This is a genomic window from Pseudomonas sp. B21-023 (assembly GCF_024749165.1).
In the GTDB taxonomy this organism is placed as follows: domain Bacteria; phylum Pseudomonadota; class Gammaproteobacteria; order Pseudomonadales; family Pseudomonadaceae; genus Aquipseudomonas.
The window spans coordinates 5839645-5856549 of record NZ_CP087190.1 but is presented as its reverse complement, the minus strand read 5'-3'; the positions used below and the strand labels follow the sequence as shown (position 1 = coordinate 5856549).

At 62.0% G+C, this 16905-nt stretch carries 10 protein-coding genes; all 10 read left to right on the top strand.

What is annotated here, in order from left to right:
* Window positions 1-140 precede the first annotated feature (140 nt).
* The 10 genes from LOY42_RS26340 to gntB all read left to right on the top strand — a co-directional run bounded on the left by LOY42_RS26340 (window position 141) and on the right by gntB (window position 16883).
* Window positions 141-908 (top strand): DeoR/GlpR family DNA-binding transcription regulator, encoded by a 768-nt coding sequence (locus LOY42_RS26340; protein ID WP_111531919.1) that lies wholly within the window; start codon window positions 141-143, stop codon window positions 906-908.
* 12 nt (window positions 909-920) lie between these two features.
* Window positions 921-2756, top strand: a complete 1836-nt coding sequence (glmS, locus tag LOY42_RS26335; RefSeq protein WP_198754103.1) for a glutamine--fructose-6-phosphate transaminase (isomerizing) — start codon at window positions 921-923, stop codon at window positions 2754-2756.
* Window positions 2757-3018: 262 nt separating this feature from the next.
* Window positions 3019-6018: an autotransporter serine protease gene (locus LOY42_RS26330; protein WP_139674733.1), complete on the top strand. Its 3000-nt coding sequence runs from the start codon at window positions 3019-3021 to the stop codon at window positions 6016-6018.
* A 167-nt stretch (window positions 6019-6185) separates the two neighbouring features.
* A complete protein-coding gene (locus LOY42_RS26325) occupies window positions 6186-9167 on the top strand; it encodes an autotransporter domain-containing protein (RefSeq protein ID WP_258601389.1) in 2982 nt (993 codons plus the stop codon).
* A 771-nt stretch (window positions 9168-9938) separates the two neighbouring features.
* A complete protein-coding gene (locus LOY42_RS26320) occupies window positions 9939-10901 on the top strand; it encodes a proline dehydrogenase family protein (protein WP_258599655.1) in 963 nt (320 codons plus the stop codon).
* Between the two features lie 174 nt (window positions 10902-11075).
* Complete coding sequence (locus tag LOY42_RS26315) at window positions 11076-12137, top strand: low specificity L-threonine aldolase (protein ID WP_102683395.1); 1062 nt, start codon at window positions 11076-11078, stop codon at window positions 12135-12137.
* A complete protein-coding gene (locus LOY42_RS26310) occupies window positions 12134-13438 on the top strand; it encodes an ATP-grasp domain-containing protein (RefSeq protein WP_258599654.1) in 1305 nt (434 codons plus the stop codon). The genes LOY42_RS26315 and LOY42_RS26310 overlap by 4 nt, the downstream gene beginning before the upstream one ends.
* Complete coding sequence (locus tag LOY42_RS26305) at window positions 13435-14658, top strand: MFS transporter (protein ID WP_258599653.1); 1224 nt, start codon at window positions 13435-13437, stop codon at window positions 14656-14658. The genes LOY42_RS26310 and LOY42_RS26305 overlap by 4 nt, the downstream gene beginning before the upstream one ends.
* Entirely contained in the window at window positions 14645-15766 is a 1122-nt protein-coding gene (locus tag LOY42_RS26300; RefSeq protein ID WP_177486070.1) for an aminotransferase class V-fold PLP-dependent enzyme, read from the top strand. The genes LOY42_RS26305 and LOY42_RS26300 overlap by 14 nt, the downstream gene beginning before the upstream one ends.
* Window positions 15767-15896: 130 nt before the next feature.
* Window positions 15897-16883: a guanitoxin biosynthesis L-arginine gamma (S) hydroxylase gene (gene gntB, locus LOY42_RS26295; RefSeq protein WP_139674754.1), complete on the top strand. Its 987-nt coding sequence runs from the start codon at window positions 15897-15899 to the stop codon at window positions 16881-16883.
* The last annotated feature ends 22 nt before the right edge of the window (window positions 16884-16905 follow it).

Below are 16905 nucleotides of genomic sequence, written 5' to 3'. Positions count from 1 at the left end.
GTTATCCACAGCGCGTTTTGCACAGGCCGACTTATGTGAATAAGTCGGCCTTTTTATTTTCCGGTTCCTGCTGACTTGACGAATCGTTTGACTTAGGTTTTGATTGCAACACTTATCTTTCGAATCGAAACTTAACCGAAATGTCGAAACGAAATACTCCCCAACGTCGCCACAACATCCTGGCCTTGCTCAACGAGCAGGGCGAGGTCAGTGTCGACGCTTTGGCCAAGCGTTTCGAAACCTCCGAAGTGACCATCCGCAAGGATCTGCACGCCCTGGAGGCCAACGGCCTGCTGCTGCGCCGCTATGGCGGCGCGGTGACGATGCCTCAGGAGCTGCTGGGCGACACGGTTCAGCCGGTGTCCCTCTACAAGCAGGCCATCGCTCGTGCGGCGGTGGAACGCATCCGTGAACATGCGCGCATCATCATCGACAGCGGCAGTACCACGGCGGCGATGATCCCGCAGCTCGGGCGCCAGCCAGGCCTGGTGGTGATGACCAACTCGCTCAATGTGGCCCGGGCTATCAGCGAACAAGAGCATGAACCTGTGCTGCTGATGACTGGTGGTACCTGGGACCCGCACTCGGAGTCCTTCCAGGGCCAGGTGGCCGAGCAGGTACTACGCTCATACGACTTCGACCAGCTGTTCATCGGTGCCGACGGCATCGACCTGGAACGTGGCACAACCACCTTCAACGAACTGCTGGGATTGAGCCGGGTCATGGCCGAAGTGGCCCGCGAGGTCATCGTCATGGTCGAGTCGGATAAGGTCGGTCGCAAGATCCCCAACCTCGAGCTGCCCTGGGGCAGCGTGAACACCCTGATTACTGATGATCGCCTGCCCACCGAGGCACGCGACCGGATTCAAGCCCGCGGCATCACCCTTATCTGCGCCGCTATCAGCTAGGAGCAACATCTTATGTGTGGAATCGTCGGTGCCGTTGCTGAGCGCAATATCACAGCCATCCTCATCGAAGGCCTCAAGCGTCTTGAGTACCGTGGTTACGACAGCGCCGGCCTGGCCGTCCTGACCCAGCAAGGCGCGCTCGAGCGTCGCCGCCGCATCGGCAAGGTCAGCGAACTGGAAGGCGCGGTTGCCGCCGACCCGCTGGCCGGCCAGCTGGGCATCGCCCATACCCGTTGGGCCACACATGGCGCGCCGACCGAGCACAATGCCCACCCGCACTTCTCTGGCCATGAAGTGGCGGTGGTGCACAACGGCATCATCGAAAATCACGAGGAACTGCGTGAAGAGCTCAAGGGCCTGGGCTACGCCTTTGTTTCGCAGACCGACACCGAGGTGATCGTGCACCTCATCCACCACCTGCTCAAGACCATCCCCGACCTCACCGAGGCGCTCAAGGCAGCGGTCAAGCGTCTGCATGGCGCCTATGGCCTGGCTGTGATCAGCGCCAGCCAGCCAGACCGTCTGGTGGCTGCCCGCAGCGGCAGCCCCCTGGTGATCGGCCTGGGCCTCGGTGAAAACTTCCTGGCCTCGGATCAACTGGCCCTGCGCCAGGTCACCGACCGCTTCATGTACCTGGAAGAGGGCGATATCGCCGAGATTCGCCGCAATCAGGTGCAGATCTGGGATCTGGCCGGTCAGCCGGTCCAGCGTGAGACGGTGCAGTACCACGAAGGCGCGGAAGCCGCCGAGAAGGGCAACTATCGCCATTTCATGCTCAAGGAGATTCACGAGCAACCCGGCGTGGTGCAGCGCACGCTGGAAGGTCGCCTGGGCAATGACCACGTGATGGTGCAGGCCTTCGGTCCACAGGCCGCCGAGCTGTTCGGCAAAGTGCGCAATGTGCAGATCGTCGCCTGCGGTACCAGCTACCACGCCGGCATGGTCGCCCGTTACTGGCTCGAAAGCCTGGCCGGCATCCCTTGCCAGGTGGAAGTTGCCAGTGAGTTCCGCTATCGCAAGGTGGTGGTGCAGCCGGACACGCTGTTTGTCTCCATCTCGCAATCCGGCGAGACCGCCGACACTTTGGCTGCCTTGCGCTATGCCAAGGAGCTGGGTTTCCTCGGCAGCCTGGCCATCTGCAACAAGGGCATCAGCTCGCTGGTGCGTGAATCCGACCTGACCCTGCTGACCCTGGCCGGGCCGGAGATCGGCGTTGCCTCGACCAAGGCCTTCACCACCCAGCTGGTCTCGCTGATGCTGCTGACCCTGGCCCTCGGCCAGGTGCGCGGTACCCTCGAGGCCGGTGTCGAAGCCGAGTTGGTGGACGAGCTGCGCCGCCTGCCGGCGCGCCTGAGCGAAGCGCTGGCGATGGATGGCGTGGTCGAGAAGATCGCCGAGCTGTTCGCCGACAAGCACCACACCCTGTTCCTTGGCCGCGGTGCCCAGTACCCGGTGGCCATGGAAGGTGCGCTCAAGCTCAAGGAAATCTCCTATATCCACGCCGAAGCCTATCCGGCTGGTGAGCTCAAGCATGGTCCTCTGGCGTTGGTGGACAACGATATGCCCGTGGTGACCGTGGCTCCTAACAACGAGCTGCTGGAAAAGCTCAAGTCGAACCTGCAGGAAGTCCGCGCCCGTGGTGGCGAGCTGGTGGTGTTCGCCGACGAGAATGCTGGCATGAGCAATGGCGAAGGCACCCACGTGATCAACGTGCCGCACATCAACGATGCGCTGGCGCCGATCCTCTACACCATCCCGCTGCAACTGTTGTCGTACTACGTCGCCGTGCTCAAGGGCACCGACGTAGACCAGCCGCGCAACCTGGCCAAGTCGGTGACGGTGGAGTAACGCTACTGCTGTTGCAAAGGGAGGGCGCCACACAGGCGCCCTCCCTTTATGCTGTCTTCCTTCCTCTCAAAGTCTCCCCGGCAACCTGTTCGAGCAGGTAAAAACGCATATTAGATATGCAGTGCTGGCGCATCGCGTAATCGAGAAACGTCATATCCTTCTGCTGCTCGATGAAGCCGTGCCTTGCGGCCTAGCGATGCAGTAACACACTGGTCGACCCAGGATGGGCGATCCGACAACAAGAACAAGAGAAGTCATCGACATGGATGTGAGATGTGATCAGCTCAAGACGCTGACGGGCACGCTGTGCCTGGCATTTGCCAGCGGCCTGCCACTGTCGGCTGCGGCGGCCTATCAGGACACTGGCCGCCTGGGCGACCCCGCCAGCTGGCGCTCGGTCGAATATCTGCAGGACTGGGGCCTGGAGCGCATGCAGGCGAGCCAGGCCTATGCCGCCGGGTTCACCGGTGCCGGGGTCAGCATCGGCGCCCTGGACTCGGGATTCGATCCCGCCCATCCCGAAGCCAGCCCCGGGCGTTTCCACGCGGTCACCGCCACCGGCCAGTACCTGGACGGTACCCCGTTCAGTGTGTCCGGGGTGCTCAATGGCGCCAACGACAGCCATGGTACCCATGTCACCGGCACCATGGGCGCGGCCCGTGATGGCGTGGGCATGCACGGCGTGGCCTTCAATGCCCAGGTATACGTGGGCAACACCAACAAGAATGACAAGTTCCTGTTCGGCACCGATCCCGATCCGCGGTATTTCAAGGCGGTCTACGACGCCCTGGTGGATGCCGGGGCTCGGGCCATCAACAACAGCTGGGGCAGCCAGCCCAAGGATGTCAGCTACCAGACCCTCGGCGACCTGCGCGCGGCCTACGCCCAGCATTTCCAGCAGGCCACCTGGCTCGATGCCGCTGGCGATGTGGCGCGTCGGGGTGTGATCAATGTGTTCAGCGCCGGCAACAGCGGCTATGCCAATGCCAGCGTGCGCTCGGCGCTGCCGTACTTCCAGCCGGAACTGGAAGGCCACTGGCTGGCGGTATCGGGCCTGGACAAGAACAACCAGCAGAAATACAACCAGTGCGGCATCGCCAAGTACTGGTGCCTGGCGACTCCGGGGGCGGCAATCAGCAGTACCGTGCCCGGTGGCGGCTATGCCACCTACAACGGTACTTCGATGGCCGCGCCCCATGCTACCGGGGCTTTGGCTGTGGTCATGGAGCGTTATCCCTATCTGAACAACCAGCAGGCCCTGCAAGTGCTGCTGACCACTTCGCGTCAGCTCGATGGCTCGCCGACCCAGGCGCCCAGCGAGCGGGTTGGCTGGGGCGTCCCGGACCTGGGCCGGGCCTTGCACGGCCCAGGGCAGTTGTTGGGGGAGTTCAATGTCAACCTGGAGCGTGGGCAGGGCGATAGCTGGAGCAATGGCATCTCCGACCAGGCGCTGGTGCAGCGGCAGGCCGAGGATGTCGCGGAACGCCAGGCCTGGCAGCAGACCCTCAAGGATCGTGGATGGGAGCATGGCCTGGCAGCGGGCGCCAGCCAGCAGGACCGCAGTGACTATGCCCTGGGCATGGCCCGTGACGCAGCGGCTGCGCAGCGGGTTTACCAAGGCAGCCTGGTCAAGTCCGGGGCCGGCTGGTTGGTGCTCACGGGTGACAGCAGCTACCGCGGCCCGACCCGCGTCGATGGCGGGTTGCTGGCGGTTAACGGCAGCCTGCAATCAGCGGTGACGGTCAATGCTGGCGGTACAGTGGGCGGCAATGGCCGGGTCGCTGCCCTGATCGCCAACGCTGGGGGCGTGGTGGCCCCGGGTAACTCCATAGGTACCTTGAATGTCGCCGGCAACCTGGACTTGCAGCCGGGTTCGACCTATCAGGTGGAGCTGTCGCCCACGGCCAGTGATCGACTCGTGGTGGATGGTCAGGCCAGCGTCGGTGGCGCCAATCTCAGTCTGGTGCCCCAGGCTCGGCCGAACCTGCTGGCCGGTGGCCCGGTCACCAGCCTGGTAGGGCGCCAGTTCGACATCCTGCAGGCAGCAGGCGGCGTCGATGGGCGCTTTGCCCAGGTCCAGCCCGGCTACCTGTTCCTTGGGACCGTGCTCGACTATTCCGCCAACGGCGTGCAGTTGGACGTGACGCGCAGCGCCGCGACGTTCGACAGCGTCGCTGCCACGCCCAACCAGCTCGCCAGCGGCGGCGCCGTGGAGCGCCTGGGGCCGGGCCATCCGGTGTATGAAAGCCTGCTGCTCTCGACCTCGGCGGACCAGGCCCGGGACGGCCTGCGCCAGCTCGCCGGGGAGATCTATCCGGCGCTGGACTCGATGCTGCTCAGCCAGGGCTCGGTATTGCGTGACGCCTTGGGCGAGCGTGTACAAGGCGCCGCACTGCCTGCCAATGCGCCTGGGACGACGGCGCCCGAGACAGGCTCGACCCAGCTCTGGCTCAAAGGCCTGGGCAGTTGGGGGCGCATCGAGGGCGTGCAGGGCAGCGAGTCCTATACCAGCTCCCTGGGCGGCATGCTGCTGGGCTTGGACCGGGACTTCGACGAGCAGACCCGCGCCGGCCTGGCCGTTGGCTACAGCGACAGCTCCCTGGGCATGGGCGGCAGCCACTCCCGGGCCACGGTCGACAGCTACCACTTGGGCGCCTATGTCCGCCACGACGTCGACCAGTTGCGCTTGAGCCTGGGCGGTAGCTACAGCTGGCACCGCGCCGAAGTTCGTCGCGACCTGGCCTATGCCGAGGTGTCCGGCCGCCAGCGCGCGCGGATCGATGCCCGCAGCCAGCAGCTGTTTGCCGAGGCGGCCTATCGCCTGGCGATGCCGGCGGTGCAGCTGGAGCCGTTCGCCAACCTGACCTACCAGCACCTGGACCGTGATGGCTTCCATGAGAAAGGCGATGCCGCAGCGTTGCAGGCGGGCGACGAGCAGCGTGATGCCTGGTTAAGCACCTTGGGCCTGCGTGGGCGCCAGCAATGGCAAGTGGGCCCGCAGCAGGACCTGCAGCTGGCGGCGAGCCTGGGCTGGCAGCACCGGCTGAGTGGAACCCAGGACCGCGAGCACCTGGCCTTTGCCGGCAGTGACCTGCCGTTCCGGGTGGAGACGTCGCCGGCCTTGCGCGATGCCGCGCTGGTCGGGCTCCAGGCACGGGTGGGACTGACCCGCGACCTGGACCTGAGCCTGGACTACCAGGGGCGCCTGGCCAGTCGTGAACAACAGCATGGCGCGGGGCTCAACCTGCAATGGCGTTTCTGAGGCGTCGTGGCGCCAGTTGTTGCAATACGGAGTTCGACCAACGCGGTATTCAATCCATACAACTAAGGAAGGTCGTAGTGAAGCGAGTCAGACAGGATGACAGCGCACTTGGGCAGGGCTGGGCCCTGGCACCACTGGGGCGGGTATTGGTGGGCTGGGCGGCGTTGATGGGCACGGCACAGGCCGCGCCCTATGTGGAGAGTGGCCGGCTGGGCGACGCCAGCAGCTGGCGCAGCAGCGAATTCAAGGCCGACTGGGGGCTGGGGGCGATCCATGCCGACAGCGCCTATGCCGCCGGCTACAGCGGCAAGGGGGTGAAGCTGGGAATCTTCGACCAGCCGGTGTATGCCCCGCACCCCGAGTTCGCCGGCAAGGACAAGATCGTGACCCTGGTCACCAGCGGCATCCGCCAGTACACCGACCCCTACATCCCGGTAAAGGCCGGTGATGCCTTCCGCTACGACGGCAGCCCGTCGGTAGGTTCGGATGGCAAGCTCGGCTCCCATGGCACCCACGTCGGCGGGATCGCCGCCGGCAACCGTGATGGCGTGGAGATGCATGGCGTGGCCTTCAATGCGCAGATCATCAGCGCCGACAACGGCGACCCCGGCCCCGAGGATGGCATTGTCCTGGGCAACGATGGCGCGGTGTACAAGGCCGGCTGGGACAGCCTGGTGGCCAGCGGCGCGCGGATCATCAACAACAGCTGGGGCATCGGCATCACCGATCGCTTCGCCAAGGGCGGGCGTAATCCGGACTTCCCGCATTTCACGGTGGATGATGCCCGGGCGCAGTTCGCGCAGATCCAGCCGCTGCTGGGCACCTTGCCTGGCGGCGCCTATGACGGCGCCATCGCCGCCGCCCGTAGCGGGGTGCTGACCATCTTCGCCGCCGGCAACGACTACAACCTGAACAATCCCGATGCGATTGCCGGGTTGGGCTATTTCGTACCGGAGATCGCTCCCAACTGGATGACCGTGGCGGCGTTGCAGCAGAACCCCGACACCAGCAGCGCCAACCCATACGTGATCAGCACGTTCTCTTCGCGCTGCGGCTATACCGCAAGCTTCTGCGTATCGGCCCCCGGCACCCGGATCTACAGCGCGGTGATTGGCGGTACTAGCCTGGAGGACCTGACCCAGGGTTACGCCAACAAGAACGGTACCTCCATGGCCGCGCCCCATGCTGCTGGCGCAGCGGCGGTACTGATGGAGCGTTTCCCCTATATGAGCGGCGCGCAGATCGCCAGCGTGCTGCGCACCACCGCAACCGACATGGGCGCGCCCGGTATCGATTCCTTGTATGGCTGGGGCATGATCAACCTGGACAAGGGGATCCGCGGCCCCGGCATGCTGGTTACCGAGCAGGACATTCCCGAGGAGTTGCGTATCGCTGGCGGCTACGGCCCAACCCAGTTCGTCGCTGACTTGCCGGGTGTTGGCGCCCTGGTGGATGCCGGCAGGCCTACTGAAAGGCGCTGCACCGACCTGAGTTGCGTGCTGGACCTGTGGAGCAACGACATCTCCGGGCATGGCGGCCTGACCAAGCAGGGCATCGGCACCCTGGTGCTCAGCGGTAACAACACCTACGCCGGGCCGACGCTGGTCAACCAGGGACGGCTGGCGGTCAATGGTTCGCTGCAGTCGACCGTGACGGTCAACGACGGCGGCGTGCTGGGCGGCAATGGCAGGATCGGTGCGCTGGTGGTCAACCGCGGCGGCGTGGTGGCGCCCGGTAACTCCATCGGCACCTTGCGCGTGGCTTCCGACGTGACCTTCCAGCCGGGCTCGACCTATGCGGTGGAGGTGGACAGCACCGGCAGCGACCGCCTGGCCAGCGATGGCCAGATAGCTGTGGGTGGCGCGAACCTGGCCCTGGACCTGCAGAACCCTGGCGTTTCGCTGCAGTCCCAGCAGGCCACCAGCCTGGTGGGGCGGCAGTTCGACATCCTCGATGCCGCAGGCGGCGTGCAAGGCAGTTTCGCCCAGGTGCAGTCCAACGCGTTGTTCCTCGGTGGGGGCTTGGCGTATACCGGCACTGGGGTGCGGCTGGCGGTAGAGCGTAATGCCACGTCGTTCGCCAGTGTCGGCCTGACCGCCAACCAGCGTTCGGTGGCCGCGGCGGCCGATCGGCTCGGCGCGGGCAACCCGGTCTACGAGAGCCTGCTGTTGTCGGGCGATGCCGGCAGTGCCCAGCAGGCTTTCGATCAACTGTCCGGGGAAATCCACCCGGCGGTGGGTAACCTGTTGCTCAACGACAGCCGCCAGTTGCGCGACGCCGTGGGCGAGCGTACCCGGCTACAGGGTGTGGAAGGCCAGGACAACGGCCTGTGGGTCAAGGCCCTGGGCGCCTGGGGCAAGGCCGACGGTGATTCCGGACATGCGCGCTATAGCAGTTCGATTGGCGGCATGCTGCTGGGGATCGACGGGCAGATGAGCGAGGACACCCGTGTCGGCGTCTTCACCGGCTACAGCGACAGCTCGCTGAGCATGGGTGATGGCCGTCATTCCTCGGCCAGCGTTGACAGCTATCACCTGGGTGCCTATGCCGGCAAGGAACTGGAGCAACTGCACCTGAGCGTGGGCGCCAGCCACAGCTGGCACCGTATCGAGACCAAGCGCGAACTGCAGTACAACGAGGTCAGCGATCGCCAGAAGAGCAAGCGTGATGCCCAGAGCACCCAGGTGTTCGGCGAGGCGGCCTGGAAGGTCGAACTGCCGAGCGTGGCGCTGGAGCCGTTCGCCAATCTGGCCTACGTGCATATCGCCAGCGACAGCTTCAGGGAGCATGGCGGCGCTGCCGCGCTGAAGGGTGGGCAGGATAACCGCGATGCCTGGCTCTCGACCTTGGGCATGCGGGCCGGCAAGCAATTGCAGTTGTCCAGCGGCCAGGCGGTTGAGCTTGCTGCCACTCTGGGCTGGCAGCACAACCTGAGCTCCACCGGGGCCGACCAGCACCTGGCGTTCGCGGGCCAGGGCGATACCTACAAGGTTCAGGCGCTGTCACTGGACCGTGATGCGGCGGTGGTCGGTGCACGGGTGGGGATTGCCCTGAGCCGCGAGGCCCGGGTCAACCTGGACTACAACGGACTGCTGGGTAGTCGCGACAAGAGCCACGGGGTCGGCCTGACCCTGGATTGGGCGTTCTGACGCCCCGTTTACCCTGGGAGAGACTGCAGAGCGCGAAACGCTGAACCCTTGTGCGACAGGTTAAATGCTCTGTTCAACGCTGCTCAGCCCCTGCGACGTTAATGTGCAGGGGCTTTTTATTGAATAGAATCCTTGTGACCTGAAGCAAAAAGCGCTGCGTCATGGCCTTTACAATTGGACCAAACAGCTCGATTAACCTGATAACACTGGATTCAGTTTTTCTAAGTGGTCTTTTTTGCTTTGATGTCTTATCGCTACTCGCGATAAAATACAAGGCGTTCTGGACAAAACCCAGCAGTTAACTACCCCTCATTTGAATGGTTATCCATCACCCTCATCAACTGGGTGTTATCAATACCCCTTATAAAACGACCCTCCATTCGATAAATTTATCGTTGTGGTGCCCCCTGCCGAACGAAGTAGTAGCGCTGCTACCACACGCAAGTGTTTGTTCAACTAACTGATCTGTTGAGTTTTTTATTTATTTTTAGTAGATGGCGATGTGATGGCCTTTTCCAGAACGCTCGCGCTTATCCACATTCAGTTGGCCACAGGGTGACGTCGTTATTTGATAGTCGGTCAGTGCGCCGTAGCAAAACGGTAAACATCTGTTTGTACGGTCTACCTGGCGACTGCACCCGGCGTCGATGCTGGACAATGTAAACAGTGCCTGCTTAGGATTTTGCAGCTGATCGATTCAGCTGTTGTTGCCTATTGTCGAGTGGCCGTACAAGAGACGTACGCCGTTGCCCTGCTCAAGGAGAGAGACTGATGGTTTCCCAGGAAACGTCTACCCTGGCTGCCGCCGCCCTGAAGAAACTGGCCATGAACAAAGCGTGCAGGGAGGCGTTCAGTGAGGACGCCTTGTTCTTCAAGTTGTTCGAGCCTGCCGCGCAACGCTATTTTCTTGCGGCGAACCGGGAAGCCCTGCTGCCCAAATTGCAACTGCTCAACGGCAAGGGCTATGCGCTGAGCGTCGAGTACGTGGGCGAGGAGAATGCCGACCCGGCGGTGGTACAGCGTTTCGTCGATGAATACCTTGCATCGATCCAGCCATTTGCCGAAGCGGGGCTCAAGCCCCAACTGAGCTTCGACCTCAGTGCCGTTGGCCTGGCGGTCTCCCAGGAGATGGCCTACAAGAATGCCTCCACCATCATTGCCGCTGCGGCGGAACATGATCTGCCGGTCATGATCAGCATGGAACACGCCTCGGCGGTGGACAGCATCCTTGAGGTGTATGGCGAATTGGCGCCTGCCCACGCAAACGTTGGCGTGACCCTGCAGGCCTACTTGCACCGCACCCTCGACGACCTGCCGAAGGTCTTTGGTTACGGGCGCAAGATCAGGTTGGTCAAGGGCGTTTATAACGAACCATTGGAAGTGGCACTGCCACGTGGCGACGCGCTGGATGAACGCTACCTGCACCTGCTGCGCAGGGTGCTGGACGCGGGCGTGCCCGTCAGTTGCGCCACTCAGGATCCGGCGCTGATTCCGCGGATTCTGGCTGAGCCACGGCATGCCGCGAACCTGGAACTGGAGATGCTGCATGGTGTGCAACCGGCAGTGCTACGCCGGGCCAGGGAGACCGGAGTGCCTTGCCGTATCTATGCGGTGTACGGCGGTAGTTGGTACCTGCACTTCTTGCACCGCCTGGCGGAGTCGCCAATCGAGATCCTGGGGGCGCTGGCCGATTTTAGCGACCCTTCCCGCGTTGTATTTGGCGCCGATTACTAAACTGCCCAGCGGTTTATATATCCGTTGACCTGCCTAAGTTTCAGCTAACGTTGGTTCCCCTTCGTTGCTTCGCGCTTGAGCGGCAATGTTTTGACAATAAATGTGAAAGTTTCACACGGTGCTCCGTGTGAACTAAAAGGCATGCCTTTTACATGACAATATCAGGGAGTAGACATGTTCATTGACCTCAGAAGCGATACTGTAACAAAGCCCACAGAGGGTATGCGCAAGGCAATCTACGAGGCCGAGGTCGGTGATGATTGCTTTGGTGAAGACCCCAGTGTCAGCGCGCTGGAAAGATATTGTGCGGACTACTTCCAGAAGGAAGCCGCGCTGTTTACCACCGGTGGCACGTTGAGCAATCAATTGGCGATCAAGGCCATGACGCGGCCGGGCGACGAGATCTTCCTGGATGCGTCCTATCACATCAACTTCTATGAATCCGCTTCGACTTCGGCCTTCTCCGGGGTGAACTTTTCCCTGACCCAGCATGACGATGGCTTGTTCGATGTAGCGGACCTGGAGCGACTCCATGCCTCCAAATGCCGTTGGAGCCAGAACTATGCGACGCCTCGTGTCGTGGTGGTGGAAAACACCCTGGGTTGCAAAGGCGGCGGCATCTTTCCGCTCGAGCAGATGAACCAGGTGTTTGCCTATGCCCAGCGTATCGGCGCGTACCGCTACCTGGATGGCGCGCGCATCCTGCATGCGTCAATTGCCACCGGTATCGATGTGACGTCGTACACCGACAATGCCGACCTGCTGTCCATGTGCCTTTCCAAAGGCCTCGGTGCTCCAGTCGGATCGATCATGATGGGGTCGCGTGAGCTTATCCAGCAAGCCAAGAAGTACCGCAAGTGGTTCGGCGGCGACCAACACCAGAGTGGAATGATGGCTGCGGCAGGCCTTTATGCCATGCGCAACAACATCGAGCGCCTGGCCGAGGACCACGAGCACGCGGCGCTGTTGCATGCCCAGTTCGCCGAAGTTGAAGAAGCGCGCTCGGGTTACAAAGGGACCAACATGGTCACCCTCGACATTTCCCGCCTTGGGGTCACGCCGATGCGGTTTGCCGAGCTGCTCAAGGATCGTGGCGTGGGGGCACTCCCCTACAACGACAAGGAAATCCGCCTGGTTCCCCACATCAATATCGATCGGGCACAGATCATCAAGGCCGCAGAGTTGATCAAGACCCAGGTAGGTGAACTCGCCCATGCCAAGGAGGCCGTGAAATGATCTACAAGAAGAACGTAGTGCTGGTGGTGGATGCCTATTCCATCGGCAGCCTGATCGCCCCGGCATTCATTTCACGCGGCTACGAGTGCATTCATGTGCGTTCGACCGACAACGTCAACGCGTTCTACGAGTCGTGGTTCCGGGCAACGGACTTCATCGCCGATCTGCATTACCAGACCGACGCCACGCTCGATGAAGCGCTGAGCCAGTACAAGGTGCAGTTCGTCCTCGCAGGGTGCGAGTTCGGCGTCGAGCTGGCGGCTCATCTGGCGTCGCATTTCAATGTCGCGCGGCACAACGATCCCGCGCACGCGATTCGCTGGAGAAACAAGTATGAAATGCACGAAGCCCTCAAGGGGGCGGGGGTGCGTTCCATCAAGCATTTCCGTTCGGCGGAGTTGGCCGAGATCCAGGCATGGATCGAACAGCAGGATCTCTTCCCCGTTGTATTGAAACCCATCAACAGTGCGGGTTCCGACAACATCCACATCTGTACCGATTCTGCCGAGGTGGCTCACGCCTTCGCGACCATCAAGTCCAGTCGCAACATTTTCCTGGCGCAAAACGAACAGGTTTTGGTGCAGCAGTATCTGGACAACTCCGACTTCTTCTCCGAACTGAAGTCGGACAAGGGTAGGGACGTCGATATCGAATACTGCGTCAACACGGTCAGCGTGGACGGCCAGCATTTCGTCAGTGAGATCATTCGCGTGTACCGCACCCGCATCGGTGCCGCGCCCGTGCATGACTACAACCAACTGATGTGCCCGGTCGACAATCAGGACGTGTACCGCCGGTTGTCCGAGTATGTCTTCTCGGTGCTGGATGCCTTGGGTATCCAGCAAGGGGTCGGGCACAGCGAACTGATGATCGTCAACGACGAGCCGGTTTTGCTCGAGACTGCCGCCCGGATGCCAGGGGGGATCGACCTGTCGGCCTATACCCGGGCCCTGGGGCACAACCAGCTCAATCTCTGGGTGGAGTCGCTGATCAATCCACAAGGCTTCCTGGAGTACCGGGCCCAACCCAGGAAGAAACTGTACTTCCACTCCAGCTGTGTCTTCCTCATTGCCCGTGCCAGCGGAACCATCAGGCAGCGCCCAGATATTTCGGTGTGGAAGCACATCCCTGGGTTGCACAGCATCAAGATCCAGCATGAGGGCGTGCTCAGCGAGACGAATTCGCTGGAGAACTCTCCAGGGCATGTATTCATCCTGGACAAGGACCGCTCTTCGATTCAGGACAGCATCCAGCTGTTGCGAGAGGCCGAACCGGCCATCTATCAGGGCATGCTGGCATGAAGCAGGGCGCTGCCGAGCTGACGCTGGCCGAGGGCAGGCTGTACACCCCGCCTGTGATGCTGCTGCTGTCGGCCACCTTCATCCTCACCCTGGCGCGGGCAATGACCCTGCCTTATCTGGTGGTCTATTGCGCGGAGCGCTTCGGCCTGGGGGTGGCTGATGTCGGGTTGGCGCTGGGGGGGGCGTTGATGGCGAGCTCCCTTCTCAGCCTGTACGGTGGTTTCCTGGTCGACCGGTTTTCCAGTTATCGGATTCTCCTGGTGGCCGGAAGTCTGTTCGCCCTGGCGTTTGGCGCTGCCTTTCATACCGCCATGCTCGGCGTGTTCTTCCTGGCGATCGTGGTGGTGAACCTCGCCTATGCAGTCATCGATATCGCCGTCAAAGCCTGCATCGGCACACTGGTGGTCGCGCAGCGAAGAGGCGCGGTGTTCTCGGTCAAGTACACACTCACCAATATCGGCTTTGCCGCCGGGCCATTCCTTGGGGTCATGCTTGCCAAGGTAAGCCCTGGGGTACCTTTCGCGGCTGCCGGACTGGTGGGAGCGGTGTTCGTGCTGGCGTATGCCTTGCTGGGCGAAAAGTTATCCACACCCGTTGCCAGCGCCCCGGCCGAGCAGGGGTTCTTCAAGGTGCTCGGGTATCTCTTCAAAGACTATCGCCTGGTGTGCTTCACCTTGGGTGGCCTGCTCAGCGTGATCGTGTTCGGCCAGTTCTCCGCCTACCTGTCCCAATACCTACTGGTCACCAGCAGCCCGGAGCACACCTATCAGGTCATCAACTACCTGGTCACCACCAATGCCTGCGTGGTCATTGGCCTGCAGTACCTGGTGGGCTCGCGGATCAACCAGGGCAATCTTTTTCGCATGCTGTGCCTGGGAATGCTGTTTTTCCTGGTGGGATTGGTCGGCTTCAGCGTCGCCGAGCAAGTGCCGGTTTGGGTGATCGCGATGATCGTGTTCACGGTTGGCGAAATCATCATCATCCCCACCGAATACCTGTTCATCGACTACATCGCTCCTGCGCATCTGCGCGGCATCTACTACGGCGCGCAAAACCTGTCGAACCTGGGGGCTGCGCTGGGGCCGGTGCTCTGCGGGCTGGCGCTTTCGCTGTACCAGCCACAGGTCATGTTCTATGTGCTGTGCCTGTGTGTGGTACTGGCGACGGGTTTCTACTACATGGGTTGCAAGGCCAAGGAGGGTGCGCATGATTCACTTTAATACCGCCGGCGCGGGGCTATTGTCGGCGCACGCGTTGGAGGCAATGCAGGGGTTTCTGCAACGCGAACGGGATCAAGGTGGTTACGAGGCCGAGCTGGCCTGCGCGCAAGTGTTGGACAATGAGCTCTACCACAACATCGCCCGCCTCATCGGGGCGCAGCCCGGCGACATCGCGCTGTTCGACAGCGCGACGAAGGCCTGGGTGACGGCGCTCGACGCACTGGATTGGCACGTCGGTGACCGTGTCCTGGTAACGCCCTACGAGTATGCGGGCAATCTCATCGCTCTCGAGCACTTGCGCCAGCGCCATGGGGTGGCGGTCGATGTCATCCCCTTGCTGGAAAACGGCGACCTCGATCTGGCCTGGCTGGCCGAGCATCTGCGCGATGACGTCAAGCTCGTCTCGATCGTCCACGTGCCGTCTTGCTGCGGCATCGTCAATGATGTGGAGGCGGTCGGGAGGCTGCTGCGGGGCCACCCTTGCGTCTTTTTCGTCGACGCCTGCCAGTCGCTGGGGATGTTGCCGATCGATGTCCAGGCCATCGGCTGCGATGTGCTGACAGCTGCCGGGCGCAAGTTTCTCTGTGGCCCCAGAGGCACCGGATTCGCTTACTTGTCCGAGGCGTTTCGGGCCGTTGCAAAGCCGAGGTTCACCGATCTGCACCGGGCGACCTTCAGCGTTGCCAATGGTGTAAGCCTGGATCAGCGCGATGCCCGCTGCTTCGAGTATGCGGAACGCAACAGCGCCGCGTTTATCGGGTTGAACATCGCTGTGCAGGAGCGGCTGGCGGGGGGCTATGTCGATGATTGCGCGGCTTACCGGTTCCTGGTGCAGGCGCTCGAGGGCAATGCGCAGCTGCGCCTGATCGCTCCTGGGGCGCGCCAGCGAGGGATCGTGTCGTTTTTCCATGCAGGGGTTCCGGCACCTGAGGTGGTCAGCAGGCTTCGCGTCAATGGCATCAACTGTTGGGCAGGTTATGCCGCTCACACGCCGTACTTCATGAGTGACCGTGGGGGCCCGCGTTTTGTGCGTGTTTCGCTGGGATCCGCCAGCACCGTTTCACAGGCCGAACAGTTCGTGCACTTGCTGCGAAACATTCACCAGTAACGACTGTGGCGCGAGTGACACCGCCCTCGATGGCTGTCACCTGCAACTGGGCCCTATCTGCGCCTCGGCATCGGCTGGCGCCAGGAGCAAGGGCCTTCCATCGCCTCGACTTAACGAACAGGGACTTTCGATGAACGATGTGAACCGATTCAAACCGTCCGCTGAAATCAAGGAGCGCTTGCGTCCTTTATACGAAAAGGACAACTGGCACTGGGCGCTTGGCCTTTCTCTGGATGTGGCCGTCATCGCGCTCGCGGTGTACCTGAGCCTGCAAAGCCCGTATTTCTATCCGCTGACCGTACTGATGATCGGCTCACGTCAGCGCGCGCTCGCTTCGTTGTTGCACGAAGCGGCGCACATGACCTTGATGAGCCACAAAGTGCTCTGCCGGCTGATCGGCGAATACTTGCTTGCCTACCCGATCTTCCAGAACTACGAAGCGTATCGCCGCTCCCACGTGCAACTGCATCATCATCACCTGGGGGACCAGGACGCCGATCCCGACCACAGGTACTACATCGATTCTGGTCTGTATGCCGCGAGTGATCGGCTCGACTTTCTCCTGCGTCACCTGCTCAAGAGCATCACGCTGACCAACACCTCGCATTATTTCGTCTACCTGGTGAAAAACCGCGCTGGTGATGTTGTGGCCAAGCCCATGCAGGGCCTCAAACTGCTGGCCGTGCACCTGGTGATCCTGGCCCTGTTCTGGTACTCGGTGGGGCCCTGGGGTTACCTGCTGTTCTGGCTTGTGCCGTACTTCACCGCGTTTCAGGTGATCGGCTGGCTTTCCGAGATATCCGAGCACTTCGGTATGTTCGGGGTATACAAGGATGAAGTGAAGTTGACCCGCAATCGCTTCCCCAGCCTCATCGAGCGCTTGTTCATTGGCATGCATGGCGACAACTATCACCTTACGCACCACCTTTTTGCCGGCGTGCCCTTCTGGAACCTCAAGAAGGCGCACCTGGTACTGATGGACGATCCCAGCTACGCAGAGGCGAACCGTGGTTGTGGCGGAATCTTCACCGCCAAAGGCGAAGCCAGATCCAGCCTTGCCCAGATCTTCGATGCCTATAGAAGCGGTAAGATCAGCGCGGTAATGACCGCCGAGTGACCCGGCAGGGCCGATACGTTCC

Coding starts and splice junctions, on each gene's coding strand:
- LOY42_RS26340 (WP_111531919.1), top strand. CDS start 141: ATGTCGAAACGAAATACTCCCCAACGTCGCCACAACATCCTGGCCTTG.
- glmS (WP_198754103.1), top strand. CDS start 921: ATGTGTGGAATCGTCGGTGCCGTTGCTGAGCGCAATATCACAGCCATC.
- LOY42_RS26330 (WP_139674733.1), top strand. CDS start 3,019: ATGGATGTGAGATGTGATCAGCTCAAGACGCTGACGGGCACGCTGTGC.
- LOY42_RS26325 (WP_258601389.1), top strand. CDS start 6,186: ATGGGCACGGCACAGGCCGCGCCCTATGTGGAGAGTGGCCGGCTGGGC.
- LOY42_RS26320 (WP_258599655.1), top strand. CDS start 9,939: ATGGTTTCCCAGGAAACGTCTACCCTGGCTGCCGCCGCCCTGAAGAAA.
- LOY42_RS26315 (WP_102683395.1), top strand. CDS start 11,076: ATGTTCATTGACCTCAGAAGCGATACTGTAACAAAGCCCACAGAGGGT.
- LOY42_RS26310 (WP_258599654.1), top strand. CDS start 12,134: ATGATCTACAAGAAGAACGTAGTGCTGGTGGTGGATGCCTATTCCATC.
- LOY42_RS26305 (WP_258599653.1), top strand. CDS start 13,435: ATGAAGCAGGGCGCTGCCGAGCTGACGCTGGCCGAGGGCAGGCTGTAC.
- LOY42_RS26300 (WP_177486070.1), top strand. CDS start 14,645: ATGATTCACTTTAATACCGCCGGCGCGGGGCTATTGTCGGCGCACGCG.
- gntB (WP_139674754.1), top strand. CDS start 15,897: ATGAACGATGTGAACCGATTCAAACCGTCCGCTGAAATCAAGGAGCGC.